Annotated in this window: 20 protein-coding genes and 5 tRNA genes; 12 read left to right on the forward strand and 13 right to left on the reverse strand. The window is 58.7% G+C overall.

Features of this window, described 5'->3' with window-relative positions; all coding sequences use genetic code 11:
- Positions 1 to 169: 169 nt before the first annotated feature.
- Positions 170 to 883 (forward strand): FadR/GntR family transcriptional regulator, encoded by a 714-nt coding sequence (locus B5G42_RS00200; RefSeq protein ID WP_162611018.1) that lies wholly within the window; start codon positions 170 to 172, stop codon positions 881 to 883.
- Between the two features lie 59 nt (positions 884 to 942).
- Here B5G42_RS00200 and B5G42_RS00205 read toward each other — a convergent pair whose 3' ends face one another.
- Positions 943 to 2,448, reverse strand: a complete 1,506-nt coding sequence (locus B5G42_RS00205) for an N-acetylmuramoyl-L-alanine amidase family protein (RefSeq protein WP_087265583.1) — start codon at positions 2,446 to 2,448, stop codon at positions 943 to 945.
- 191 nt (positions 2,449 to 2,639) lie between these two features.
- Here B5G42_RS00205 and B5G42_RS00210 point away from each other — a divergent pair, with 191 nt between their 5' ends.
- Positions 2,640 to 4,886, forward strand: a complete 2,247-nt coding sequence (locus B5G42_RS00210) for a hydratase (RefSeq protein ID WP_087265585.1) — start codon at positions 2,640 to 2,642, stop codon at positions 4,884 to 4,886.
- Between the two features lie 56 nt (positions 4,887 to 4,942).
- Entirely contained in the window at positions 4,943 to 7,042 is a 2,100-nt protein-coding gene (locus tag B5G42_RS00215) for a glycogen debranching protein (RefSeq protein WP_087265587.1), read from the forward strand.
- A gap of 41 nt (positions 7,043 to 7,083) precedes the next feature.
- On the opposite strand, the gene cls is transcribed toward B5G42_RS00215, so the two are convergent.
- Complete coding sequence (gene cls / locus B5G42_RS00220; protein ID WP_242961076.1) at positions 7,084 to 8,616, reverse strand: cardiolipin synthase; 1,533 nt, start codon at positions 8,614 to 8,616, stop codon at positions 7,084 to 7,086.
- Positions 8,617 to 8,997: 381 nt separating this feature from the next.
- On the opposite strand from cls, the gene purE reads away from it, so the two are divergent.
- The 9 genes from purE to purD all read left to right on the forward strand — a co-directional run bounded on the left by purE (position 8,998) and on the right by purD (position 18,242).
- A complete protein-coding gene (purE, locus tag B5G42_RS00225) occupies positions 8,998 to 9,489 on the forward strand; it encodes a 5-(carboxyamino)imidazole ribonucleotide mutase (RefSeq protein WP_087189079.1) in 492 nt (163 codons plus the stop codon).
- Positions 9,490 to 9,526: 37 nt separating this feature from the next.
- Entirely contained in the window at positions 9,527 to 10,246 is a 720-nt protein-coding gene (gene purC / locus B5G42_RS00230) for a phosphoribosylaminoimidazolesuccinocarboxamide synthase (protein ID WP_087189080.1), read from the forward strand.
- A 3-nt stretch (positions 10,247 to 10,249) separates the two neighbouring features.
- A complete protein-coding gene (locus tag B5G42_RS00235) occupies positions 10,250 to 11,671 on the forward strand; it encodes an amidophosphoribosyltransferase (protein WP_087189081.1) in 1,422 nt (473 codons plus the stop codon).
- A gap of 52 nt (positions 11,672 to 11,723) precedes the next feature.
- Positions 11,724 to 13,145 (forward strand): amidophosphoribosyltransferase, encoded by a 1,422-nt coding sequence (gene purF, locus B5G42_RS00240; protein ID WP_087265589.1) that lies wholly within the window; start codon positions 11,724 to 11,726, stop codon positions 13,143 to 13,145.
- Between the two features lie 21 nt (positions 13,146 to 13,166).
- Positions 13,167 to 14,210 carry a phosphoribosylformylglycinamidine cyclo-ligase gene (gene purM / locus B5G42_RS00245; protein WP_087265591.1) on the forward strand — a complete coding sequence of 348 codons (1,044 nt, stop codon included), beginning with the start codon at positions 13,167 to 13,169 and terminating at the stop codon, positions 14,208 to 14,210.
- On the forward strand, positions 14,207 to 14,839 hold the full coding sequence (purN, locus tag B5G42_RS00250; RefSeq protein WP_087265592.1) for a phosphoribosylglycinamide formyltransferase: 633 nt from the start codon (positions 14,207 to 14,209) through the stop codon (positions 14,837 to 14,839). Before purM ends, purN begins: the two co-directional genes overlap by 4 nt.
- Before the next feature lie 4 nt (positions 14,840 to 14,843).
- The gene (locus B5G42_RS00255; RefSeq protein WP_087189085.1) at positions 14,844 to 15,551 is read left to right on the forward strand and encodes an IMP cyclohydrolase; all 708 of its coding nucleotides are present in this window, start codon (positions 14,844 to 14,846) and stop codon (positions 15,549 to 15,551) included.
- A gap of 19 nt (positions 15,552 to 15,570) precedes the next feature.
- On the forward strand, positions 15,571 to 16,743 hold the full coding sequence (locus tag B5G42_RS00260) for a phosphoribosylaminoimidazolecarboxamide formyltransferase (protein ID WP_087189086.1): 1,173 nt from the start codon (positions 15,571 to 15,573) through the stop codon (positions 16,741 to 16,743).
- Positions 16,744 to 16,985: 242 nt separating this feature from the next.
- On the forward strand, positions 16,986 to 18,242 hold the full coding sequence (gene purD / locus B5G42_RS00265; protein ID WP_087265595.1) for a phosphoribosylamine--glycine ligase: 1,257 nt from the start codon (positions 16,986 to 16,988) through the stop codon (positions 18,240 to 18,242).
- A gap of 51 nt (positions 18,243 to 18,293) precedes the next feature.
- On the opposite strand, the gene B5G42_RS00270 is transcribed toward purD, so the two are convergent.
- The 11 genes from B5G42_RS00270 to B5G42_RS00320 form a co-directional block, all read right to left on the reverse strand.
- The gene (locus tag B5G42_RS00270) at positions 18,294 to 18,773 is read right to left on the reverse strand and encodes a GNAT family N-acetyltransferase (RefSeq protein ID WP_158094699.1); all 480 of its coding nucleotides are present in this window, start codon (positions 18,771 to 18,773) and stop codon (positions 18,294 to 18,296) included.
- 95 nt (positions 18,774 to 18,868) lie between these two features.
- The gene (locus B5G42_RS00275) at positions 18,869 to 20,662 is read right to left on the reverse strand and encodes a hypothetical protein (RefSeq protein WP_087265597.1); all 1,794 of its coding nucleotides are present in this window, start codon (positions 20,660 to 20,662) and stop codon (positions 18,869 to 18,871) included.
- Between the two features lie 54 nt (positions 20,663 to 20,716).
- Positions 20,717 to 21,895, reverse strand: a complete 1,179-nt coding sequence (locus B5G42_RS00280; RefSeq protein ID WP_162611019.1) for a transglutaminase domain-containing protein — start codon at positions 21,893 to 21,895, stop codon at positions 20,717 to 20,719.
- A gap of 249 nt (positions 21,896 to 22,144) precedes the next feature.
- Positions 22,145 to 22,218, reverse strand: a tRNA-Cys gene (locus B5G42_RS00285).
- Positions 22,219 to 22,259: 41 nt separating this feature from the next.
- Positions 22,260 to 22,335 (reverse strand) — tRNA-Gly (locus B5G42_RS00290).
- A gap of 92 nt (positions 22,336 to 22,427) precedes the next feature.
- Positions 22,428 to 22,503 (reverse strand) — tRNA-Phe (locus B5G42_RS00295).
- A gap of 3 nt (positions 22,504 to 22,506) precedes the next feature.
- A tRNA-Asp gene (locus tag B5G42_RS00300) sits at positions 22,507 to 22,583 on the reverse strand.
- A gap of 36 nt (positions 22,584 to 22,619) precedes the next feature.
- Positions 22,620 to 22,695 (reverse strand) — tRNA-Val (locus tag B5G42_RS00305).
- Between the two features lie 105 nt (positions 22,696 to 22,800).
- Positions 22,801 to 23,679 (reverse strand): Hsp33 family molecular chaperone HslO, encoded by an 879-nt coding sequence (gene hslO, locus B5G42_RS00310; protein ID WP_087265601.1) that lies wholly within the window; start codon positions 23,677 to 23,679, stop codon positions 22,801 to 22,803.
- A 4-nt stretch (positions 23,680 to 23,683) separates the two neighbouring features.
- Positions 23,684 to 24,430 carry a class I SAM-dependent DNA methyltransferase gene (locus B5G42_RS00315; RefSeq protein ID WP_087265607.1) on the reverse strand — a complete coding sequence of 249 codons (747 nt, stop codon included), beginning with the start codon at positions 24,428 to 24,430 and terminating at the stop codon, positions 23,684 to 23,686.
- Positions 24,420 to 24,728, reverse strand: coding sequence for a YerC/YecD family TrpR-related protein (locus B5G42_RS00320; RefSeq protein WP_087189093.1), 309 nt, complete (start codon positions 24,726 to 24,728; stop codon positions 24,420 to 24,422). Before B5G42_RS00320 ends, B5G42_RS00315 begins: the two co-directional genes overlap by 11 nt.
- Positions 24,729 to 24,981: the final 253 nt, after the last annotated feature.

Below are 24,981 nucleotides of genomic sequence, written 5' to 3' on the forward strand. Positions count from 1 at the left end.
CGCGTATCGTCTTCCTCCATATGAACGCAGAGACACCGACAAGGCCGATCCATCCTTGCCGGTGTTTCTGTCTTCTCTCCAAATCTGGTCCTGCGGGTTGCAGTTGTGTCGTGATATTTTTTATGATATAATAGTTAGGTTATAGAAAATGCTCGAATTTGGAGGCTCCATGAACGAACGATCGGAACGCACCTATGAAAAGGTAGTCAATTATATCCAGAGTGAAATCTGGAAAGGCAATCTGAAACGGGGTGAGCACCTGCCCCCTGAACGGGATCTGGCCGAACTGCTGGGCGTCAGCCGCAATTCCGTCCGGGAAGCCCTGCGCACCATGAGCCTGATGGGCTTTATCTCCAGCGTCCATGGAGCGGGCAACTTTCTCACCTGCGATCTGGAGCAGAATCTGAGCGCCAGCTTCCGTATGATGCTGTTGCTGGGCGAGACCAACTATCTGCAAGTCAGCCAGCTGCGCCGTGGTCTGGAAAGCGAGACCGCCCGACTGGCAGCCAATCGTATTCTCCCCGGTCAGGCCGCCCGACTGATGGAACTGGCCTTCAAGATGCGAGGTGAGTCGGATGCGGCGAAGGCCTCTCAATATGACCAGGAATTTCACAACCTGCTGTGCGACGCCTCAGGAAATAAGTTGATTCGTTCCCTGTTCGGCGCTATCCGGGCCACCGTAAATGATTTTATCGGCACCGTCTACGTCCGTATCATGGAGGACAAGGAACAGGCCTCCCTCCTGCACAACGCCCATATCCAACTGGCCCAAGCCCTGGCCGACCATGACGAGCTGGCCGCCATCCGGGCCACCTTCACCCACTTTGAGGTGGTCAACACCTCCATCCAGAAGGATGAACTGGCCGGGCGCAAGATTTTTTGATCCTTCTCACAAAAAAGCCGCGTTTCCTCTGTTCTATCAGAGAAAACGCGGCTTTTTCTTTATGTTCCGGCCTTCAGATATGCCTCCACGCCGTCGGCAATACCCAGGGCAATCTGCTGCTGATAGTCGGGGTCACACAGCCGGGCCAGCTCTCCCGGATGGGTCATGAATCCGGTTTCCACCAGCACGGCGGGCATGGTGGTCTCCCGCAGCACCTGGAAATTGGCGGAGGGGGTACCACGCCCGATGCCGCCGGTGGCTGCTACTACTCCGGCCTGTACCTGCTTGGCCAAGGCCTCTCCCCGGGTGCTGTTGGGATAATAATAGGTAAAGATCCCCTCATAATCCGTCCGGTCCAGGGCATTGCAGTGGATGCTGACAAAGACCTCCGCCTGAGCGGCGTTGGCCATCTTGGCCCGGTCGGCCAGGCTCACCGAGTCGTCCCCCGTCCGGGTAAGTACCACGTTGTACCCCCGCTCCTCCAGGATATCTGCCAGCATCAGGGACATGGGCAGGGTCAGATCTTTTTCCTTTACATCATTTCCATTTTCATCGGGATAGACCGCACCCGGCTGATTGCCGCCGTGGCCGGGATCAATGGCAATGGTGATCTTGCTCGGATCCAGAGGGGGCACCTCCGGCTCTTCCGGCACATCGGTGACGCTGACCCGCACCTGATTCCCACCGGAAGATACGGACAGATTCTGTGCATAGCTGACACCGGAGGCCAGGTCCAGCACCACCCGCAAGGTGTGGGGATACCCGTAGCCCAGATCATCCCCATGCTGAGAACAGCGGATCTTCTCAATGGCGTCGCTCTCCACCTGAAGAGTCAGATCTTTCCCTACCGCCGGGGCGTACACTGCCCCCAGCAAGTCTATGGCCAGCCGGTCCCCCAGGTCCACAATGCGGTACTTGGGCGTATGGTCGGCGGTGATGGTAAAGGTCTGCTCCTCCTCATCAAAGGACAACTCGGTAATCCACCCCAGATCTCCCTCCTGGGGCTGGGTGGGGTCGGGCTGCTGAGGCTCCTCCGGGGAGGTAATGGCCACTGTAGCCGTCTCCCCCACCCATTCCACACCGGCCCCCAACTGCTCAGACACAAAGCGGAGAGGTACCATGGTGCTCTCCTTGCCATCCCACATGACGCCGCCGGCGGGCACTCCGTCGGGCAGCTCCACCGCCTGACCGTCCACCAGGGCCGTGGCGCTGCCTGCCGTCAGTACAATGGTGCTCTCCTCCCGCAGGATGATGATCTGCCGGGTCTCAGGCACCCAGGTCACTGTAGCGTCCAGTGCCTCGGAGATAAGCCGGACAGGCACCAGGGTACGGCCGTTGGTGCTTCCCTCCGGATAGTAGGCCAGCGCCGGCACGTCCTCCGGTATTAACGCCTCCCCGTCCAGAGTCAGATTGACACGATCGGTCACTGTAGGTTCACTGTAACGCTGGCTTACCTCATCGTAAAACCGGACGGTGATTTGCTCCGTCCCCGCCGCCATAGCGGCCGGAAACAGTCCAACTACCGCCGTCAGCAGCAAAAACAGCGTAAATATGCGTTTCTTCATGGTATGCTCCTTGCCAGAACTGGGATATCTTCGACATATTTTATCCTATTTCCCATAGAGCCGTCAAGAAAACACCGGCAGAAAAAGTTGACATAAATTTCATCATCCAGAAAATGACGGACAAAGCTCTTGCACTTGCAAGAAAAAGTTGGTATGATGAAAGATAATTCAAGAGCATCGGAGGGAATCATATGCTGAACATCACCCGTCAGGGCGTCTACTATAAAAACAACGCCTTTGTGCCTGTCCAGGACGGCCCCGCCGCCGGCCTGCCCGCTCCCGAGGAGGCAAAGAAAGGCACCATGGCCTATTCCATTCTGAAGGCCCATAACACCAGCGATTCTATGGACAGTCTGGCCATCAAGTTCGACGCCATGGCCTCCCATGACATCACCTACGTCGGCATCATCCAGACCGCCCGGGCTTCCGGCATGAAGGAGTTCCCGCTCCCCTATGTGCTCACCAACTGCCACAACTCCCTGTGCGCCGTGGGCGGCACCATCAATGAGGACGACCATGTGTTCGGTCTGTCCGCTGCCAAGAAGTACGGCGGCGAGTTCGTCCCCGCCCACCAGAGCGTGATCCACTCCTATATGAGAGAGCGGTACGCTGCCCCCGGCAAGATGATCCTGGGCTCCGACTCTCACACCCGCTACGGTGCCTATGGCACCATGGCCATCGGTGAGGGCGGTCCCGAGCTGGCCCGGCAGCTGCTGGAAAAGACCTACAACATCAGCTATCCCAAGGTCATTGCCATCTATCTCACCGGCGCCCCCATCCCCGGCGTGGGTCCCCAGGACGTGGCCCTGGAGCTGATCCGCTCCACCTTCAAAGACGGTACTGTCAAGAATGCCGTCATGGAGTTCTTCGGCCCCGGCGTGGCCAACCTGTCCATGGACTACCGCTCCGGCATCGACGTCATGACCACTGAGACCACCTGCCTGTCCTCCGTGTGGGTGGCCGACGACACCCTGAAGGACCACCTGGCGGTGCTGGGCCGCGGCGGCGAGTTTAAGCCCCAGGCCCCCGCTGACGGTGCCTACTATGACGGCGTTATCCATGTGGAGCTGGACAAGATCCGTCCCATGATCGCCCTGCCCTTCCATCCCTCCAACGCCTACACCATTCAGGAGTTCAAGGAGAACATGGCCGACCTGCTCCATCAGGTGGACGAGGATACCATGCACCAGCTGAAGCTGAAGAGCAAGCCTGCCTCCCTGCTGGACAAGATCGTGGACGGCAAGTTCATGGTGGATCAGGGTGTCATCGCCGGCTGCTCCGGCGGCACCTATCAGAACATTGTCCGGGCAGCCCAGGTGCTGGACGGCCACGCCATCGGCTCCGACGCCTTCTGGCTGTCCGTCTACCCCACCAGCCAGCCCGTCAACCTGGAGCTGACCCGCCGGGGCTACATCGCCTCCCTGATGGCGGCTGGCGCTTCCATCCGCTCCTGCTTCTGCGGTCCCTGCTTCGGCGCCGGCGACGTGCCCGCCAACGGGGCCTTCTCCATCCGCCACTCCACCCGCAACTTCCCCAACCGGGAGGGCTCCAAGCCCTCCGACGGCCAGGTGTCCTATGTGGCCCTGATGGACGCCCGTTCCATCGCCGCCACCGCCCTCAACGGCGGCGCCCTCACCGGAGCCGACGAGCTGCCCAACGCCCCCGCTGATCCCGCCGTGGAGCCCTTCGCCTATGACGACACTCCCTACAAGGCCCGGGTGTACTTCGGCGTGGGCAAGGCTGATCCCAGCCAGGAGCTGGTCTTTGGTCCCAACATCGCCGACTGGCCGGAGCAGGTGGCTCTGCCCGACAACCTGCTGCTCACCGTTTGCTCCGCCATCTATGATCCCGTCACCACCACCGACGAGCTGATTCCCTCCGGCGAGACCTCCTCCTACCGCTCCAACCCCATCAAGCTGTCCGAGTTCGCTCTGAGCCGGAAGGATCCCCAGTATGTGCCCCGGGCTAAGGAAGTGCTGGCTGTGGAGAAGCTGCGCCGTACCAACCCCGAGGCCCCCGAGGTGAAGGAGGCCCTGATGGGCCATGATCCCGCCAACACCGGCCTGGGCTCCCTGGTCATGGCCCTCAAGCCCGGCGACGGCTCCGCCCGTGAGCAGGCTGCCTCCTGCCAGCGTGTGCTGGGCGGCGTGGCCAACCTGGCCGCTGAGTACGCCACCAAGCGTTACCGCTCCAACGTGGTGAACTGGGGTATGCTGCCCTTCATCAACGAGGACGTAAAGGACTGGAACATCCAGCCCGGCGACAAGCTGTACATCCCCGGCGTCCGCACTGCCCTGGACAGCGGCGCCGACGTGATCCCCGCCGTCCTTATCCAGAACGGTACGGAGCACACCGTCACCCTGAAGCTGCCCGGTATGACCCGCGAAGAACGTGATATTGTTTTGGCGGGCTGCCTCATCAACTACTACGCCAAATAAAAGCCGGGGCGCTGCACACCGATGCAGCGCCCCTCTTTTTTAAAGGAGACTTTCCCATGGTCCCAAAGCCTATCCCCCTGCTGCCCGCCAAACCCCTGGCCGCCACCAACAACATCTCCGGCTTTCGGGTACGGCCCGGCCTATTTCTCCTCAACGGCGCCAACGTGGTGCCCGGCGGAGTCAGCTTCACCATCCACTCCATCAACGCCACCTACTGCGAGCTGTGCCTCTTCCGCCGCACCCAGCAGGAACCCTTTGCCATCCTGCCCTTTCCCGATAACTTCCGTATCGGCAACACCTTCTCCATGATCGTTTTTGACCTGGACATCTACGAGATCGAATATGCCTATCGGATGGACGGTCCCAATGACCCGGACCGGGGCCTGCTCTTTGACAAAACCAAATACCTGCTGGACCCCTATGCACGGGCGGTCACCGGCCAGAGCATCTGGGGCGTGAACCAGACCCCCGGCTGCTCCTACCACGCCCGGGTGGTGGAGGATATCTTTGACTGGGGGGACTTCCACGACCCCCATCTCCCCTTCCGGGATATGATCATCTATGAGACCCACGTCCGGGGCTTTACCCAGCATCCCTCCTCCGGTGTCAAGCACCCCGGCACCTTTGAGGGCCTGCTGGAGAAGCTGCCCTATCTGCTGGAGCTAGGGGTCAACACAGTGGAGCTGATGCCCATCTTTGAGTTTGACGAGATGGCCGACGAGCGCATCGTGGACGGCCGCCAGCTACTCAACTACTGGGGCTACAACACCGTCTGCTTCTTCGCCCCCAACACCAGCTACACCGCCACTCCGGAGTTCAACCACGAGGGCACCCAGCTCAAGCATCTGATCCGCACCCTCAACGAGCACGGCATTGAGGTTATTCTGGACGTGGTGGTCAACCACACCGCCGAAGGCAACGAGCAGGGCCCCTTCTTCTCCTTCAAGGGTCTGGACAACAACATCTACTATATGCTCACCCCCGACGGCAAGTATTATAACTTCTCCGGCGTGGGCAACACCCTCAACTGCAACCATCCGGTGGTGCGTCAGTTCATTCTGGACTGCCTGCGGTATTGGGTGGTGGAGTACCGGGTGGACGGATTCCGGTTTGACCTTGCCTCCATTCTGGGCCGGGACACCGACGGCGCTCCCCTGTCTGAGCCGCCCCTGCTGGAGAGCCTGGCCTTCGACCCCATTCTGGGCCGGGTGAAGCTCATTGCCGAGGCCTGGGACGCCGGCGGACTGTACCAGGTGGGGTCCTTTCCCTCCTGGAACCGGTGGGCAGAATGGAACGGCAAGTACCGGGACGACCTGCGCTGCTTCCTGAAGGGAGACGGAGGTCTGGCCTGGGCGGCAGTCCAGCGTATCACCGGTTCCGCCGACCTGTATCCCCCCTCCCAGCGGCAGAACGCCTCGGTGAACTTCCTCACCTGCCACGACGGCTTTACCCTGTACGACCTGTACTCCTACGACGTCAAGCACAACGAGGCCAACGGCTGGGGCAACACCGACGGCGCCAACGACAACAACAGCTGGAACTGCGGCGTGGAGGGAGACACCACGGATCCGGAGGTGCTGGCCCTTCGGGACCGGCTGATGAAAAACGCCTTTGCCGTGCTGCTGTGCAGCCGGGGCACCCCCATGTTCCTGGCGGGTGACGAGTTTGCCAACACCCAGTTCGGCAACAACAACGCCTACTGTCAGGACAACGAGATTTCCTGGCTGGACTGGTCCCGGCTGGAAAACCACCAGGATCTGTTCCACTTTGTCTCGCAAATGATCGCCTTCCGCAAAGCACACCCCATTATCCGCGGAGAGACCGCCCCTGCCCGGTGCGGCTGGCCCTCGGTGTCCCTTCACAACGGGGCAGCCTGGAACGCTAAGATGGATGAGCAGACCCGGCAGATCGGCGTGCTCTTTACCGGCCGGAACCAGGATGACACCGCCGACGACCTGATTCTGCTGGCGGTCAATTCCCACTGGGAGGCACATTGGCAGGGCCTGCCTGAGCTGCCCTCCGGCTTGCGGTGGAGTCTGGTGCTCCATACCGCCTGCCCCGATCCCTTTGCCGCCGGTCCTCTGTTCAGCGGCAATGGACTGCAGATGGGCCCCCGCTCGGTGGCCGTCTTTCATGCGGTCAGCGGACGCAGTTAACACAAAAAAGCCTGCCGGAAATTTTCCGGCAGGCTTTTCTGTTACATCAAGGGGGCAAAGAGCCTGAGCAGCGTCCGGCCCAGGCCCAGCTTCCTGCCCCGGTAATCCTTTGTGACCTCCCGGCACTGGGCAAAGGTCTCCACAAAATCCTTCCCCACATCTTCCACCGCCTTGCAGTCATAGAGGAACACGCCGTTTTCAAAGTGGAGATACAGGCTGCGATAGTCCAGATTGATGGTACCCACCGCCGCCGTCTCCCCGTCACACAGCATCATCTTGGCGTGGCAAAAGCCAGGGGTATACTCAAAAATCCGCACGCCACGATCCGCTAAACATCCATAATAGGAGCGGGTCACCTTGTAGACTAGCTTTTTATCCGGGATACCGGGAGTGATGATCCGCACCTCCACCCCCCGCATGGCCGCCAGGGTCAACTCCGAGATGAGCTCGTCGTCCAAAATCAGGTAGGGCGTAATGACATATACATAGTCCTTGGCGTTTTTGACCATATTCAGGTAGACCGTCTCCCCCACCTGTTCATCGTCCAGAGGGCTGTCCCCATAAGGGACCACCACGCACCGCTCCCTGGCCTGATAGTCCACTTTGGGCAGGTAGGGGGTAAAGTCCTTGTCGGTCTCCTTGATTCCGTTCCACATGGTCAGAAACATCACCGTCAGGCTGGGCACTGCATCCCCCGTCAGCTTGACCCCTGTGTCCTTCCACCAACCAAAGGGATGCGTCAGGTTAAAGTACTCGTCCGCCAGATTGTAACCGCCGGTAAAGCCTACCTTGCCGTCAATGACGGTAATCTTCCGATGATCCCGGTTGTTCATAAAAATATTGAGTACCGGCATCAGGGGATTGAATACCCGGCACTGGATGCCCAGCTTTTCCATCCGCTTGATGAAAGCCGGGCTGATAAAGCCCATGCTGCCCATGTCGTCGTACAGCAGCCGCACTTCCACACCCTGCCGGACCTTCTCCACCAGAATCTCCTCCAGGCCGTGGAAGGATTGGGAGTCCTCAATGGCGTGGTACTCCATAAAGATAAAGTGTTCCGCCTGCCGCAGGGCCTGCTTCTGGGCTTCCAGCCCCTCTTCCGCCGTGGCATAATACTCTACATCGGTATTCTCATAGGCCGGAAACCCGGCCCGTCGTGAGAGATAGCGCAGCTGATTGGCGATCCCCTTGTCCTGCTCCTCCATCCGGGCCAGCACCGTCTCACTGTCGGGCAGGAGGTCCTGGGTCCGCTGCTGGAGGCGCTCAAACCGCCGGCGCATGACACGGGTACAGTTGGGACGTCCAAACATCAGATAGATGCACAGGCCCATCACAGGGAAAAAGAGGATCAAAATGATCCAGGATGCCTTCATAGGGCCAGTCATCTGCTTGCCATAGAGATTGAGCACCACCAAGAAGGCCAGCACGCTGGTAATAAGAGAGACAGCATAATAATAATCGTTGAGCAGCAGTACCAGCCCTACGATCCAGGCCACCTGGAGCAGTACGCTGAGAGCCACGAACAGCGCTCGTCCCACACTGTTTTTTACCGTCTCGTTCCGGCTGGATTTCACTCGGGCCACCTCCCCTTTTCGACGGATTCTTCCTATGGCAAGTATAGCCTCTGCCGCTCCGGAACGCAACCTCTTTCGGCGCGGTTCCTCTCTTCTTCCACAACGTACCCCTTCCTTTTTTCGTCAAAGTTGTATAACAAGACAAAAATCCACCAGTGCCCTTGCCAAGCACAAAAAAATCCGATATTATTTTACATGAATCAAACAAATGGGGAGGTACGGGGATGTCATCACTGCACTGGTTTTACGCAAACTGGCGATCCATCCACGGCACCAACCTGTCCAACCTCAGGGTCTGAAACCGTCAGGGCATCCGTATACCGGATGCCCTGATTTATTTTTTCCAGCCCTGAAAAATTTTTAGGTATACAGGAGGGTCTTATGAGCAAAAAAGTTGCTGTTGTCATGGGTTCCGACTCCGATCTGGACACCATGCGCCCCTGCATCCAGCGTCTGCAGTCCTTCGGCATTCCCGCTGAGGTCCGCATTATTTCCGCCCACCGCACCCCTGCCGCCGCTGAGGAACTGGCCTCCCACGCCATGGAAAACGGTTTCGGTGTTATCATTGCCGCTGCCGGCAAGGCCGCCCATCTGGCCGGTGTGCTGGCCGCCTACACCACCCTGCCCGTCATCGGCGTTCCCATCAAGACATCCATGATGGGCGGCCTGGACTCTCTGCTGTCCATGGTCCAGATGCCCAAGGGCATCCCCGTGGCCTGCGTGGCGGTGGATGGCGCTGACAACGCCGCTATCCTGGCCGCTCAGATGCTGGCCCTGTCCGATCCCGAACTGACCGACAAGCTGGTCCAGTTCAAGGCCCGCATGGCGGAAGAAGTGATGGAAAAAGACCGCCATATTGTAGAAAAACTGTAATCAAATCAATTTAGAATAGAAAAAGGAGCATCACGTCATGGCTTACGAGAAGAAAGAGCAGCTCTACGAAGGCAAGGCTAAGAAGGTTTTCGCCAGCAACGATCCCCAGGTGGTCATTGTGTCCTACAAGGACGACGCTACCGCTTTCAACGGCCTGAAGAAGGGCACCATCACCGGTAAGGGCGCCATCAACAACCGCATGACCAACAACCTGATGCGCCGCCTGGAGGAGAAGGGCGTGCCTACCCACTATGTGGAGGAGCTCAGCGACCGCGAGACCGCCGTGAAGAAGGTATCCATCGTCCCCCTGGAGGTCATTATCCGCAACATTTCCGCCGGTTCCTTCGCCAAGCGCTATGGCGTGGAGGAGGGCATCGTGTTTGACGAGCCCACCATCGAGTTCTCCTATAAGAACGACGACCTGGGCGATCCCCTCATCAACGACTATCACGCTCTGGCCCTGAAGCTGGCCACCAAGGAAGAGATCGAGCTCATCAAGAAGTACGCCTTTGCTGTCAACGACCTGCTGAAGGGCTTCATGAAGGAGATCGGCATCGATCTGGTGGACTTCAAGCTGGAGTTCGGCAAGACCGCCGACGGCACCATCGTGCTGGCCGACGAGATCTCCCCCGACACCTGCCGTCTGTGGGATGAGAAGACCCACGAGAAGCTGGACAAGGACCGCTTCCGCCGGGATCTGGGCGGCGCCGAAGAGGCCTATGAAGAGGTCATGCGCCGTCTGATGGGGGACAAGTAAGGCATGGGCGGTTTCTTTGGCACTATCTCTAAGCGCGACTGCGTCATGGACGTGTTCTTCGGCACCGACTACCATTCCCACCTGGGTACCAAGCGGGGCGGCATGGCGGTCTATGATCCCAAGATCGGCTTTCAGCGCCAGATCCACAATATCGAGAACACCCCCTTCCGTACCAAGTTCGACAAAGACCTGGCCGAGTTCAAGGGCTGTTCCGCCATCGGCTGCATCAGCGACACCGACCCTCAGCCCCTGCTGGTACGCTCCCATCTGGGTCTGTACGCCATCATTACGGTAGGCATCATCAACAACTCCGAGGCGCTGATTGAGCGATACTTTTCCGACCATGGTCACCAGTTTATGGCCATGAGTTCGGGTAAGGTGAACGCTACCGAGCTGGCCGCCGCCCTCATCAACCAGAAGGACGACCTGGTGTCCGGCATCCGCCACGCCCAGGAGGAGATCGATGGCTCCTGCACCATGCTCATCCTCACCCCCGACGGCATCATCGCCGCCCGGGACAAGCTGGGCCGTCTGCCGGTACTCATCGGCCAGAACGACGAGGGCTGCTGCGTCTCCTTTGAATCCTTCGCCTACCACAAGCTGGGCTACATCGACGCCTACGAGCTGGGCCCCGGCGAGGTGGTCAAGGTAACCGCCAGAGGCTGGGAGACCCTGGCCCCTGCCGGAGACAAAATGAAGATCTGCGCCTTCCTGTGGACCTACTACGGCTACCCCAACTCCAACTACGAGGGAGTCAACGTGGAGGTTATGCGCTACCGCAACGGCGAGATCATGGCCCGGGACGAGGTCCAGAAGGGCCAGCTGCCCAAGGTGGACTACGTGGCCGGTGTGCCTGACTCCGGCGTGCCCCACGCCATCGGCTTTGCCAACCGCAGCGGTAAGCCCTTTGCCCGCCCCTTCGTCAAATACACCCCCACCTGGCCCCGTTCCTTCATGCCCGCCAATCAGGCGGCCCGCAACCAGGTGGCCAAAATGAAACAGATTCCCGTGCCCGAGCTCATCGAGGGCAAGAAGCTGCTCTTTGTGGACGACTCCATCGTCCGCGGCACCCAGCTGAGGGAAACCGTAGAATTTCTCTACGAGTCTGGTGCTGAAGAAGTTCATATGCGCTCGGCCTGCCCCCCCATCATGTACGGCTGCAAATATCTGAACTTCTCCCGCAGCAACTCCGACATGGAGCTGCTGGCCCGGCGCACCATCCAGAACCTGGAGGGTGACGAGGGGCAGCAGCACCTGGAGGAATATGCCGACTCCTCCACAGAGCGAGGCCAGTGTATGCTCAAGGCTATCTGTAAGGAAATGGGCTTTGATTCCCTGGGCTATCAGTCTCTGGATGGCCTGCTGGAGGCCATCGGCATCGACCGCGACAAGATCTGTACCTACTGCTGGACCGGTAAGGAATAACCGGTCCGTCCGGTTTCCACGTCCAAGCCCCTGACGCAAAGGAAGAAAAGCCATGGCAACAATTCATGAAGAATGTGGTGTTTTCGGCGTATGTGTGGCCGGTATGACCCACGCCGCCTCTGTTACTTACAACGCGCTCTATGCCCTCCAACACCGGGGCCAGGAGAGCGCCGGTATGGCCATCAATGACGATGGCGTCATCACCAGCCACAAGGACGTGGGACTGGTCAGCGAAGTATTTACCCCTGAAGTTCTGGAGCACCTGGGTCCCGGCAGTATGGCCGTGGGCCATGTGCGCTACGCCACCACCGGCCGCAAGAGCCGTACCAATGCCCAGCCCATGGTCATCAACCATGTGAAGGGTTCCATGGCTCTGGCCCACAACGGCAACCTGACCAACGCCGCCGAGCTGCGGGAGAAGCTGGAGCTGTCCGGCGCCATCTTCCACACCACCAGCGACACCGAGGTCATCGCCTACACCATCACCGGCGCCCGGCTGAAAGCCCCCTCCATCGAGGAGGCCGTGTCCGCCGCCATGGATGTGATCCAGGGGGCCTATTCCCTGGTGCTCCTCTCCCCCCGCAAGCTGATTGCCGCCCGGGACCCCAACGGCTTCCGGCCTCTGTGCATCGGTACTCTGGACGGCGGCTATGTGTTCGCCTCGGAGAGCTGCGCTCTGGACGCCATCGGCGCCCACTTCCTCCGGGATGTGGAGCCCGGCGAGATCGTCATCGCCGACCAGTCCGGCCTGCGGAGCATACGGACCCACTGCGGCAAGGCCAAGAGCAGCCTGTGTGTGTTTGAGTTTATCTACTTTGCCCGGCCTGACTCGGTGATCGACGGTGCCGGCGTCCACGAGGCTCGGCTCCGTGCAGGAGCCTTCCTGGCCCTGGAGCATCCGGTCCAGGCCGACATCGTGATCGGCGTGCCCGACTCCGGCATCGATGCCGCCATCGGCTATGCCCGGCAGTCCGGCATCCCCTACGGCACCGGCTTCATCAAGAACAAGTACATCGCCCGCACCTTCATCGCCCCCGGCCAGAAAAACCGGGAGGACAAGGTGCGTATCAAGCTCAACCCAATTTCCTCCGTAGTACGGGGCAAGCGGGTAGTCATCATCGACGACTCCATCGTCCGGGGTACTACTTCCGCCCGCATCGTGGGGCTGCTGCGGGAGGCCGGGGCCACAGAGGTCCATATGCGGGTCTCCGCGCCCCCTTTCCTCCATCCCTGCTACTTCGGTACCGATATCGACTCCCGGGATCACCTCATCGCCTGCAATCACACGGTGGAGGAGATTGCCAAGATTATCAGCGCCGACTCCCTGGGCTACCTCAGCGTGGACAGCGTCCATAAATTGGCCAACGGCTGCGGTTGCACCTTCTGCGACGGCTGCTTCACCGGCAGCTATCCGGTGCCCGTACCGGAAGCCCGGGAAAAATTCCGTTTTGAACAGAAAATCGGTCAAACCTAATAATCGAGGAGGTTTCTCCGTATGAAAAATTCTCACTCTGAGTCCTACGCCGCCGCCGGCGTGGACGTTACCGCCGGCTATGAGTCGGTGGAGCGCATCAAGCCCATGGTGGAATCCACCTACATTCCCGGCGTCATGGGCACCCTGGGCGGCTTCGGCGGTCTGTTTGCCCCCGATATGGCGGGCATGAAGAAGCCCGTGCTGGTGTCCGGCACCGACGGCGTGGGCACCAAGCTGCGCCTGGCCCAGCTGATGAACAAGCACGACACCATCGGCATTGACTGCGTGGCCATGTGCGTCAACGATATCATCTGCGGCGGCGCCACTCCTCTCTTCTTCCTGGACTACATTGCCTGCGGCAAGAACGATCCCGCCCGTATCGCCGACATTGTGGCCGGTATCACCGAGGGCTGCCGCCAGGCAGGCTGCGCCCTGGTGGGCGGCGAGACCGCCGAGCATCCCGGCCTGATGGCGGAGGACGACTACGATGTGGCCGGCTTCTCCGTGGGTATCGTGGACGAGGAGAAGATCATCGACGGCAAGGCCCTGGCCGCAGGCGATACCCTCATCGGTCTGGCCTCCACCGGCGTCCACTCCAACGGCTTCTCCCTGGTCCGTAAGGTGCTGGACGTGGAGCACGCCGACCTGACCTCCCCCATGGAGGAGCTGGGCGGCAAGAGCCTGGGTGAGACCCTGCTCACTCCCACCCGCATCTATGTCAAAGCGATCCTGGCCCTGCTGAAGGGCGGCATCGACGTTCACGCCATCAGCCATATCACCGGCGGCGGCTTCTACGAGAACGTACCCCGCATGATGACCGAGGGCCTCACCGCTCAGATTAAGCTGGACTCCTTCCCCCGCCTGCCCATCTTCGACCTCATCGAAAAGAAGGGCGGCATTCCCACCCGGGATATGTACAACACCTTCAACATGGGCATCGGCATGATCCTGGCCCTTCCCGCCGCTCAGGCGGAGCAGGCCATGGAACTGCTGGCCCAGGCCGGCGAGCAGGCCTACGTCATCGGCTCTGTGGTTGACGGCGACGCCGGGGTGGAGCTGGTATGACCCGAATCGCTGTACTGGTCTCCGGCGGCGGGACCAATCTCCAGGCCCTCATCGGCGCCCGGGACCGGGGAGAGCTGGGCGGCGGAGAACTGGCCGCCGTTATCTCCTCCAAAGCCGACGCCTATGCCCTGGAGCGAGCAAAAAACGCCGGTATCCCCGGCTATGTGATAGCCCGGAAGGACTACGACTCAAACCGCGCCATGACCCAGGCCCTGGTAGCCAAGCTGAAGGAACTGGGCATCGATCTGGTGGTGCTGGCCGGTTTCATGCACATTCTGACTGAGGAAATGGTGCAGGCCTACCCCAACGCCATCCTCAACGTTCATCCCGCCCTCATCCCGTCCTTCTGCGGGGCGGGCTATTATGGCCTTCACGTCCACGAAAAGGCCCTGGCCTACGGTGTGAAGGTCACTGGCGCCACCGTTCACTTTGTGAATGAGGAGCCCGACGGCGGCCCCATCGTCCTCCAGAAAGCGGTGGACATTCTTCCCGGCGACACCCCCGAGGTGCTCCAGCGCCGGGTCATGGAGCAGGCCGAGTGGCATATTCTGCCCCAGGCCGTCGCTCTGTTCTGTCAAAGCCGCCTCTCCGTGGAGGGACGGATCGTTACCATCAAAGAAGGGGAATGATGTTATGAAAACGCTGGACCTGACCCAACTGCTGCAAAGCAATCCCTATCCCGGCCGCGGCATCGTGCTGGGCCGCTCCGCCGACGACACCAAGGCGGTCATTGCCTACTTCATCATGGGCCGCAGCGAGAACTCCCGCAACCGTGTGTTTGTGGAGACCCCCGACGGCATCCGCACCCAGGCCTTTGATCCCTCCAAGATGACCGACCCCTCCCTCATCATCTACAATCCAGTCCGGGTGTTCGGCGCCTCCACCATTGTCACCAACGGTGACCAGACCGACACCATCCGGGAGGGCCTGGCCGCCGGCAAGACCTTCTCTCAGGCCCTCCATACCCGCACCTTCGAGCCGGACGAGCCTAATTACACCCCCCGTATTTCCGGTCTGGTAAAGAAGGACGGTGACTATGTGCTCTCCATCCTGAAGAGCGCCGACGGCGATCCCGCCTCCTGCCGCCGCTACTTCTATGCCTATGAGAAGCCCCTGGCCGGTCAGGGCCACTTCATCCACACCTACATGGGTGACGGCAATCCCCTGCCCTCCTTCGAGGGTGAGCCGGAGCAGATCGCCATCACCAGCGAGACTCCCGAGGAATTTGCCCAGCTGATCTGGAACAGCCTCAATGAGGAGAACAAGGTCTCCCTCTTTGTGCGCTATATCGACATCATGACCGGCAACTGGGAGACCGTCATCCTCAACAAGCATCAGTAAAAAGGAGGAAGCACAGAACATGACCGAACTGGAGCTGAAATACGGCTGCAACCCTAACCAGAAGCCTGCCCGCATCTTTATGGAGTCCGGCGAGCTGCCCATCAAGGTGCTTAACGGCAAACCGGGCTACATCAACTTTCTGGACGCGCTGAACTCCTGGCAGCTGGTCAAGGAGCTGAAGGAGGCCACCGGCCTGCCCGCCGCCGCTTCCTTCAAGCACGTCTCCCCCGCAGGCGCCGCTGTGGGTACCCCCCTCACCGACGTAGAAAAGAAGATTTACTTTGCGGAGGACATGGACCTGTCCCCTATCGCCTGCGCCTATGTGAAGGCCCGTGGCGCCGACCGGCTGTGCTCCTACGGCGACTGGGCCGCCCTGTCCGACGTGTGCGACGCCCAGACCGCCCGCTATCTGGCTCTGGAGGTGTCCGACGGCGTCATCGCCCCCGGCTACACTGAGGAGGCCCTGGCCATCCTCAAGACCAAGCGTAAGGGCGGCTACAACGTGGTGGAGATCGATCCCAACTACGTCCCCAAGGCCATCGAACACAAGGACGTGTTCGGCATCACCTTTGAGCAGGGCCGCAACAACTATGAGATCAACGCCGATCTGCTGAACAACATCGTTACCGACAACAAAGAGCTGCCCGAGCACGCCAAGCGGGATATGCTCATCTCCTTGATCACCCTGAAGTACACCCAGTCCAACTCGGTGTGCTATGTGAAGGACGGTCAGGCCATCGGTGTGGGTGCCGGCCAACAGAGCCGCATCCACTGCACCCGTCTGGCAGGCAACAAAGCGGACAACTGGCTGCTGCGCCAGCATCCCAAGGTTCTGGGCCTCCAGTTCGTGGACGGCATCCGCCGCCCCGATCGGGACAACGCCATCGACGTGTACATCTCCGACGAGTACGAGGATGTGCTGGCCGAGGGTGTGTGGCAGAACACCTTCAAGGTCAAGCCCGAGGTGCTCACCGCCGAGGAAAAGAAGGCCTGGATCGCTACCCAGTCCGGTGTGACCGTGGGTTCCGACGCCTTCTTCCCCTTCGGTGACAACGTGGAGCGGGCCCGCAAGTCCGGCGTGTCCTACATCGTGCAGCCCGGCGGCTCCATCCGGGACGACCACGTCATTGCCACCTGCAATAAGTACGGCATTGTCATGGCCTTTACCGGGATGCGGCTGTTCCACCATTAAACCAGTTCCAGGGGGTATCCAATACCCCCTGGATACGCAGAACTGCGCCAATGTACATTGGCGCAGTTCTGCGATACCCCCGGTTTCGCGCCCACGGCGCGGGTCGGGGTATGTCTGGGAGAAGTGAATTCTCCCAGACATACATCTGATTTTTTCGCTCCGGGGTCACGGAGCGCAACACCCTCCGCGAAAAAGCTTTTCGCTACGCGAAAAGGACGGGGGTAACGAAACGAGGTTTGAACATGAAGGTATTAGTCGTAGGCGGAGGCGGGCGGGAGCACGCCATCTGCTGGAAGCTGTCCCAGAGCCCCCATGTCACCCGGCTCTACTGCGCCCCCGGCAACGGCGGCATTGAATCCATCGCCCAGTGCGTTCCCATCGCCGCCACCGACGTGGACGGTATGGTGAAGTGGGCCAAGAGCCACGCCATGGATTTTGTGGTGGTAGCCCCCGATGATCCCCTGGCTCTGGGCATGGTGGACGCCATGGAGGCGGCGGGTATCCCTGCCTTCGGCCCCACCGCGGACGCCGCCATCATCGAGGCCAGCAAGATCTTCTCCAAGAACCTGATGAAGAAGTACAACATCCCCACCGCCAAATATGAGACCTTTACCGACATGGACGCCGCTCTGGCCTATGTGGAAGCTCAGGGCGCCCCCATCGTGGTTAAGGCCGACGGCCTGGCTCTGGGTAAGGGCGTGATTGTGGCCCAGACTGTGGAGGAGGCCAAGGATGCCGTCCGCTCCATGATGAGCGATCACCGTTTCGGCGAGGCTGGGGCCAAGGTCGTCATCGAGGAGTGCATGACCGGACCCGAGGTCACCGTGCTGGCCTTCTGCGATGGAGAGCATATTTTGTGTATGCCCTCCTCTCAGGACCATAAGCGGGCCTATGACGACAACCAGGGCCCCAATACCGGCGGCATGGGCGCCATCTCCCCCTCCCCCAACTATACCGCCGCCGTGGCCATCCAGTGTATGCGGGACATCTTCCTGCCCACCGTAGCAGCACTGAAGGCGGAGGGCCGCCCCTTCAAGGGCGTCATCTACTTCGGCCTCATGATTACTCCCGAGGGTCCCAAGGTGGTGGAGTACAACGCCCGCTTCGGCGATCCCGAGTGTCAGGCCGTCCTCTCTCTGCTGGACTCCGACCTGATGGAGATCTTCGCCGCCTGCCGTGAGGGCCAGCTCAACAAGATGGATATCCGCTGGAAGCCCGGCGCGGCCTGCTGCCTTGTGCTGGCCTCCGGCGGCTACCCCGGCAGCTATCAGAAGGGCTACCCCATTACCGGCCTGGAGGAGGCCGGCGAGACCGCCGTGGTATTCCACGCCGGTACCAAGCTGGACGACAACGGTGATATCGTTACCAATGGTGGTCGTGTTCTGGGCGTCACCGCCGTGGGCGACAGTCTGGATGAGGCCATCGACGGCGCTTACGCCGCCGCCAAGCACATCCACTTCCAGGATATGCACTTCCGCACTGACATTGGTCGGGTATAAACGCCATAAAAAAGGCCTCCGGCCGGGAAATCCCGGCTGGAGGCCTTTTTCTTAGTTGAATTTCTCCATCCAGTAATGGTCGTTATCCTCACAGACTTTGATCCCGTCCTGGTAGCGATAGCCCAGTTTCAAATAGAACTCGTGGGAGGTCAGAGAAGCGGAAACCGCCACACGCTTGGCAGCCCGGAACAGCGGGTCAGCCTCCAGGGTCTGCACCAATTTTCTGCCCACACCCTTGCCTTCCCAGTCAGGCCGTACAAACAGGGCTCTGATCTCGCACTCCCCCGGCCGGTCCTCCATGGGCGCCACAGAGCCGCAGGCCAGCAGCTCATCCCCCAGCATAGCCACATAGCTGTGTCCGCCTGATTTGGGGATAGCAGCCACACCTTCCGGATTGTAATACTCTACAAACTCCATCAGAGCCTCGCGGGGATAGTCCCGAATATTGACCTCCAGCAACACCCGGCCGATGAGGGCCGATACCTCAGCCACCTGGTTCTCCTCCATGGGGCGTATGCAGATTTGTTCCACTATCTTCTCGCTCCTTTTCATCCGTCGGTGCGGATATCTTAATTCGCTCTCAGTATACGCCGATATTCAGAGGCTGACAAGACGCTTGCGTCAATTCAGGCCGTCCCCACACGGGAGTCCTTTCGTTTCTCCTCCTCGCTGAGCTTCACAAAGGGGACCAGATCATGGTGGAGCTTTGCCAGATCATTTCTGCTCTCCGGTGAGACAGATCCGCTGAACCGGTAGCCCTCGGACCGCATATAGGCGTTCCAGCGCCTGTGCTCCAGCTCCTCAATGGTTCTCCGCTCCTCCGCAGTCAGCTCACTTTCCTTCTTTGAGGCCCCAGGGATTCCGCATAAGATCCGCATTTTCAAATGGATTGCCGCAGCAACGGAAGAACGATAGTTAAATTCGTATGCCCAAAAGGCGCTCTCTGTTCCCCATTTCAGATGCCGCTCCAATGCGGCCTGTTCCAACTCCGAGTCCAGAATGACTTCTTGAGAATAGGATTCATTCAAATCCCCAATGAAGGAAATGCGATACCGATTACCCCGGTAATCGGTAATCCCCTCCAATGCCTTTTTCTTCAAAGGATCATATACAATGGTCTGAATTGTAGGATGCTGTCCTTGACGTTCACACATGATTCTGGCATTGATCGCCGCCTCAACGTTCCGGCCATCATCCCCCAGCGCTACAAAGACGTGGCTGATTGGTCCGATGGCATGAAAGCAGTCCGCATACCGGGCGGTCTGCACATCCATTCCTCCATGGATCACAATATGATACTGCGCTTCGCCCGGCGTAGCGGTTCCGTTGCGCTCCGGCGCCATCAATTCCGGACACAGCGCGGTAAACCGCTCCTCTGCGTCATTTCTTTGGTCAAAGACGTGAATTTTTACCTGATACCCGTCCATTTGACAAAACCAGGATAAGGCTTTCAGCATCTCCGTGCCATACCGGCCCAAACCAATCAGTACCACCGATATCAGCTTATAGGTCCCGCAGTCTATGGCCCCCTCAAACAGAGAACCGCCTTCCCGGTACAGGGTCTGACTGATCAGAGACCGGATCACATTCACTCTCCGGACCCGCATTCCGCCATCCACAGCAGTCTGGAACAAAACCTCGCTTTCCACCCTGGTGGAGAAAACATACAGGCGGAAATTGGGGAGGTTTTTATACGCCTCCACCAACTTGATGGACTGCTCAATATTTTCGGACTCATTCTCCCCTATCGCAAATAAAGACACACAGCTTCTCTTGCTGTGGACGTTCCAGCTGATATCAACGATGTCCTTTTTGAAGCAGACCGCTTTCAGCTCTCTTGCCTTCTCACACAGCTCAAAGATAGACTCCTCATGGTTCTCAAATACATCCATAAAAACAAGCAGACAGCGTCTGTCCTTCTTCTGGATGCTTCGCGCCAGAACCAGAGCCTGCTCGTTCAGTTCGGAAAAAACATAAACGTCGGTCCCATAGTGAAACAGCAAGGAGCGATAAGCGGAAATATTCTTAAAAAAGGACAGGACAAAGCCGAAGGTAAGAGCGGGAGCCAGTACATACAGCACTGCGGCAACAACCGAGTACCCGGTACGTACCACACCGTCTGGTAAAGCGGAGGTAAATGACAGTACACCGTCAAACTCCCCATCCAGCACAAACAGCCTCATGGTACTGTGAATGGACAGCAGTACGCTGTTTATCCCTCCCACAAAATCCTTTGGGAGCTGCTCCAGATGAAGGGGGAGAAACAGCAGGACCGCAGCAAGGAATACCCCGGCCAGGACGCACTTGACCGGCGACAGAAACCGCCCCCGCTGATAGGGCGCTCTATATATCCTGACAGCGGCGATCAGGCTGCCCGCCAGAAGCAGCACCGAAAGGTAAAAACAACAATCTGCCCACATATCAATTTCCTTCCTGTGAGGCGGCCTGTCCGCCATGCAGCTTTTTAGACTCGCTCATGCCTCCGGGAACAGGTCCAGACAGAGCGAACCTTCTGAGTGGAAATAGGTATACTGACTGACCGGATAGCCTGCCTGCTCCAGCACAGCGGTCATAGCCGCCCCATCCTGTACCAACTCCATCAGCTGAGCATATACCGCCTCATCTGCGGCCAGTACAGTAAGGCTTCCGCCAGTCTGAGAGGAGAAGATCCGGACCAGTTCTTCTGTGTTGAACTGCTCCAGCACCCAGCCGTTGCGGTAGTGGTAATTGCACGCCACCGCGGAACTGGGCGTCATCTCCGCGCCTCGCTCCGGCTCCGCAAAATGGGTAGACGCCATACGCTCACTGGTAACTGCAAACCAGCTATAAGTATGTCCGTCCGGATGTGTCTCCTGGTCGTCCCATGTCACGTCGGTATAATATACCTCCCCATCCAGAACCACCTTTGTCCAGGCATGGGACTGGGCACCTGTTCCATTGTCAGCAGTACCTCGCACGGTCTCAGCCTGGATGCCGGCTCGGCGCAGGAGGTACACGTAGGCCTGACTGTATCCGGAACACACACACCGTCCATTTACCAACGCACCGTACAGGTCCTGATCGCTGCCGTCGCTGCTGCTCTGATATACAATGTGATCACACAGCCAGTCATGCAGGCTCAGGGCAGTCTCATAGTCTCCCGCCCCTTCCGGAATGGCAGCCAGCGCCTGGGCCGCCGCTTGCTCCACCTGTTCCCGCCTGGTAATCAAATCCGTATATTTCCAGTCAAACTTCACCTGGTACTCTGTGCCGCTGCCAGCCAATTCGTAGCCTTTCAACCAGAAGAATTCCGGCTGACGCTGGAGCTGTTCCAGCACTTGCCCGATTTGCTCCATGCTCATATCTTCCGCTGTAAAGTTCACTACCTGCTGCTGCCCGTCTACCTGTTCATAGAGATATTGGTAGAGAATGCTCTCCGGATCTTCCTTCTCAGGGCGCCCTGTAACGACCGCAGACGGCGTCTGAAGACTTGTCGTGACCTGGGGGAAGGGTAATTCTGTTTCAGTCGGAGAGGCCGCTGCAGACCCTTCCTTGGGCGAGAGCAGCATCCGCACCAGCACCACACCTATGCCTATCACCAGAAACAAAACAATCAGCAGCACCACACCGGAGGCGCTCCGCCTGCGTCTCTTCGATCTTCTCTTTTTCTTCATGTCCGCACTTCCTCTCTCCACCATACTCTTGTTCTACATTTTTCTCATTATACCATATCATATGATATTTTCCAGTATATACAAAGAAGAAAACCGGTTACCTTCCGATAACCGGTTCTCTTCTTGTCCAAACAATATAGATGCAAGCTAAGACTAGCAGCCCAAGCAGTGAGCGGCGCATTTACGCCAAACATTTTGATTGCTCAAGAAATCAAAAAGAAAACCGACTATCTTTCGATAGTCGGTTTTTGGAGGCGACACCCAGATTCGAACTGGGGGTGGAGCTTTTGCAGAGCTCTGCCTTACCACTTGGCTATGTCGCCATATGGATAAAAGGAAGGGTGGACCTTCCTTTTATCATTTTTGGAGCAGGTGACGAGGCTCGAACTCGCTACCTCCACCTTGGCAAGGTGGCGCTCTACCAGATGAGCTACACCTGCATCTGTTTCCATCCTATGAAAAGAATGGAATACATATGCCTAAATTTTGAAGGTGCCCCTGGTGGATACCTTGCGGTATCCACCAGGAACGGTGGTGCCTCCGGCCGGAATCGAACCAGCGACACGGGGATTTTCAGTCCCCTGCTCTACCAACTGAGCTACAGAGGCGAATGGCGACGCGGAAGGGACTTGAACCCTCGACCTCCGGCGTGACAGGCCGGCGTTCTAACCAACTGAACTACCGCGCCAGACGGTAGGGGGTACGGGAGCTCCCAGAAAGGGAGTGGTGGGAACAACAGGGCTCGAACCTGTGACATCATGCTTGTAAGGCATGCGCTCTCCCAGCTGAGCTATGCTCCCTCGTTCTTCTTTCGCTTTCGTTTGGCTGTCGGGCCAAGCGACGAAAGTTATTATACAAGAACGACCCCCAGTTGTCAACAACTTTTTTCGATTTTTTTCAAAAAATCAAATCGAATTCAGAAGGCCTTGCAATTCCTCGCCTGTAAAGTCATAAACCTTGTCGCAAAACTGGCAGGTGAGCTCCGCTTTGCCCTGATCTTTGATGAGAGACTCCAGTTCTTCCCGGCCCATACTGATGAGGGCGCGGGTCACCCGCTCACGGCTGCAATAGCAGCGGTACTCCACCGGCTCCTCACTGAGGACCTCCAGGTCAAAGGCAGACAGAACACGCTCCACCAGGCTGCGGGCACTCTCACCGTTGCGCATAGCCTCGGTAACGGGGCCCACCTTGGCAATGCCCTCTTCAATAGCAGTAATAACGCTGTCGTCTGCACCAGGCAGCAGCTGAATCAGATAACCACCGGCGCACAGTACACTCTGATCCACGTCCACCAGCACACCCAGGGCGCAGGCGGAAGGGATCTGCTCACTTTCCGCAAAATAAGAAGTGATATCCTCGGCGATCTCACCGGATACCAGAGGGATGGTACCCACATAGGGCTCCTTCATGTTCATGTCCTTGATGACGGTAAGAGAGCCGTCCTTGCCCACAGCAGAACCCACATCCAGCTTGGCAGGGCCTTTCAAAGGCAGGTCAACCAGGGGGTTGACCACATAGCCCCGTGCATTGCCGGCGCTGTCGGACACCACAGTGATGCCCCCCAGAGGTCCGTCGCCCTTGATCCGCAGGGTAACAGAGCCGTTTTCCTCCTTCAGTTGGTTGCCCATCATGGAGGCGGCCATCAGGGAGCGGCCCAGAGCCGCAGTAGCCACCGGCAGGGTCTTATGGATCTGTCTGGCCCGCTCCACCATGGCCCGGGCGGAAATGGCCGAGGCCTTGACGGGAGCGTCCTTGGCCAGAACGCGAATGATCGAATCTGACATACGTTTAAAATTCCTTTCGTGCGGCGAAAAAGATGCGCTGTTCCCCCGGTCCGGGGCGGCGCATCTTCAGTTCGCCATATTGCTTGATCTGCCGAAAACCGGCCTGGCGCAGCATCTGCTCCAGCTCTTCCGGCTCATAGGCGTATTCCTCATGGACCTCCTCCATCCGGCTCCACAGTCCATTCTCCTCCCGGCAGAAGATATCAAAGCCGTAGGTACAGATACGCCGGCGGGGCGAGTATTCCGCCCGCCAGATACAGCAGGCGTCCTCGTCCTCATCCATGAAAAGCTGACCGTCCAGCCCCCTCAGCTTGTCCGGGGTATTGATGTCAAAGAGAAACAGTCCTCCCGGCATCAAAAAGGTATGGACCCGCTGAAAGGCCCGCGCCAGTTTTTTGGGCTGGGTAACATAGTTTACACTGTCCAGACAACAGACACAGGCATCGATGGTACCATACAGGTCCAACTTCTCCATGGCCTGGTGCAGAAAGATAGGAGGAATCCCCTCCACGTCCCGGGCCTTCTCGGCTGCCTGGGCCAGCATCTCCTCTGACAGGTCGGCGCCGATCATCTCGTACCCCCGCTGGGCCAACTCACAGGTCAGGGTACCAGTACCGCAGGCCAGATCCAGCACAGTATGGATGGGCAGCTTACTGCGGGCAAAGTGCTTCTCCAGGTAGTCGGCCCAAGCGGCGTAAGGAACGTCGGCTGTAAAACGGTCATAACAGCCGGCCAGATATTCATACGCCATTGCCGCTCTGCTTCTCCTTGATCCGGGGCAGCACGGCCTGATAGCCGTCGGCACCGTACTGCAAAGACCGGTTCACCCGGCTGATGGTGGCACTGGAAGCGCCGGTGCGCTCCAGAATGTCATTGTAGATCATGCCCTCGGACAACAGCATTGCCACTTCAAAACGCTGTTCCATGGCCCGCAGTTCCGCCACCGTACAGAGGTCGGAAAAGAACTTCCGGCACTCGTCCAGGTCCTTCAGGGTGAGGATCGCTTCATACAGCAGATCACTGTGTTCCCGCTTTTCGTTTTTCGTCATAGAGTGTTTGACCTCCTGATGATTCTCTTTCGGAAACCGGCGGGCAGCTTCCTAGCCGCCCGTTTCTCTTATTTTATCAAAGTGAAGTGTGGAAGTAAACCTCTTTTTTTGCTTTTCCAACAAAACGCGGTGTTCTGGAAGGTGATGCCAATCATTTTATGACATTTTTTCTCTTTTTTTGCCTTGATTCAAGGGAGAAAGCGTACTATAATACCGCATGGGGAATGATATCCCCATGGATTGCCGACGGGAA

The organism is Flavonifractor sp. An91, assembly GCF_002159225.1.
Taxonomy (GTDB): Bacteria; Bacillota; Clostridia; order Oscillospirales; family Oscillospiraceae; genus Flavonifractor; species Flavonifractor avicola.

What these genes read in the sequence shown, in the direction of transcription:
- B5G42_RS00260 (WP_087189086.1), top strand. Translation starts at nt 15,571, where the DNA reads ATGACCGAACTGGAGCTGAAATACGGCTGCAACCCTAACCAGAAGCCT.
- purF (WP_087265589.1), top strand. Translation starts at nt 11,724, where the DNA reads ATGGCAACAATTCATGAAGAATGTGGTGTTTTCGGCGTATGTGTGGCC.
- B5G42_RS00320 (WP_087189093.1), bottom strand. Translation starts at nt 24,728, where the DNA reads ATGACGAAAAACGAAAAGCGGGAACACAGTGATCTGCTGTATGAAGCG.
- B5G42_RS00315 (WP_087265607.1), bottom strand. Translation starts at nt 24,430, where the DNA reads ATGGCGTATGAATATCTGGCCGGCTGTTATGACCGTTTTACAGCCGAC.
- B5G42_RS00275 (WP_087265597.1), bottom strand. Translation starts at nt 20,662, where the DNA reads ATGTGGGCAGATTGTTGTTTTTACCTTTCGGTGCTGCTTCTGGCGGGC.
- purC (WP_087189080.1), top strand. Translation starts at nt 9,527, where the DNA reads ATGGCTTACGAGAAGAAAGAGCAGCTCTACGAAGGCAAGGCTAAGAAG.
- purN (WP_087265592.1), top strand. Translation starts at nt 14,207, where the DNA reads ATGACCCGAATCGCTGTACTGGTCTCCGGCGGCGGGACCAATCTCCAG.
- B5G42_RS00280 (WP_162611019.1), bottom strand. Translation starts at nt 21,895, where the DNA reads ATGAAGAAAAAGAGAAGATCGAAGAGACGCAGGCGGAGCGCCTCCGGT.
- purM (WP_087265591.1), top strand. Translation starts at nt 13,167, where the DNA reads ATGAAAAATTCTCACTCTGAGTCCTACGCCGCCGCCGGCGTGGACGTT.
- B5G42_RS00200 (WP_162611018.1), top strand. Translation starts at nt 170, where the DNA reads ATGAACGAACGATCGGAACGCACCTATGAAAAGGTAGTCAATTATATC.
- B5G42_RS00255 (WP_087189085.1), top strand. Translation starts at nt 14,844, where the DNA reads ATGAAAACGCTGGACCTGACCCAACTGCTGCAAAGCAATCCCTATCCC.
- hslO (WP_087265601.1), bottom strand. Translation starts at nt 23,679, where the DNA reads ATGTCAGATTCGATCATTCGCGTTCTGGCCAAGGACGCTCCCGTCAAG.
- B5G42_RS00235 (WP_087189081.1), top strand. Translation starts at nt 10,250, where the DNA reads ATGGGCGGTTTCTTTGGCACTATCTCTAAGCGCGACTGCGTCATGGAC.
- B5G42_RS00210 (WP_087265585.1), top strand. Translation starts at nt 2,640, where the DNA reads ATGCTGAACATCACCCGTCAGGGCGTCTACTATAAAAACAACGCCTTT.
- purE (WP_087189079.1), top strand. Translation starts at nt 8,998, where the DNA reads ATGAGCAAAAAAGTTGCTGTTGTCATGGGTTCCGACTCCGATCTGGAC.
- B5G42_RS00205 (WP_087265583.1), bottom strand. Translation starts at nt 2,448, where the DNA reads ATGAAGAAACGCATATTTACGCTGTTTTTGCTGCTGACGGCGGTAGTT.
- B5G42_RS00215 (WP_087265587.1), top strand. Translation starts at nt 4,943, where the DNA reads ATGGTCCCAAAGCCTATCCCCCTGCTGCCCGCCAAACCCCTGGCCGCC.
- purD (WP_087265595.1), top strand. Translation starts at nt 16,986, where the DNA reads ATGAAGGTATTAGTCGTAGGCGGAGGCGGGCGGGAGCACGCCATCTGC.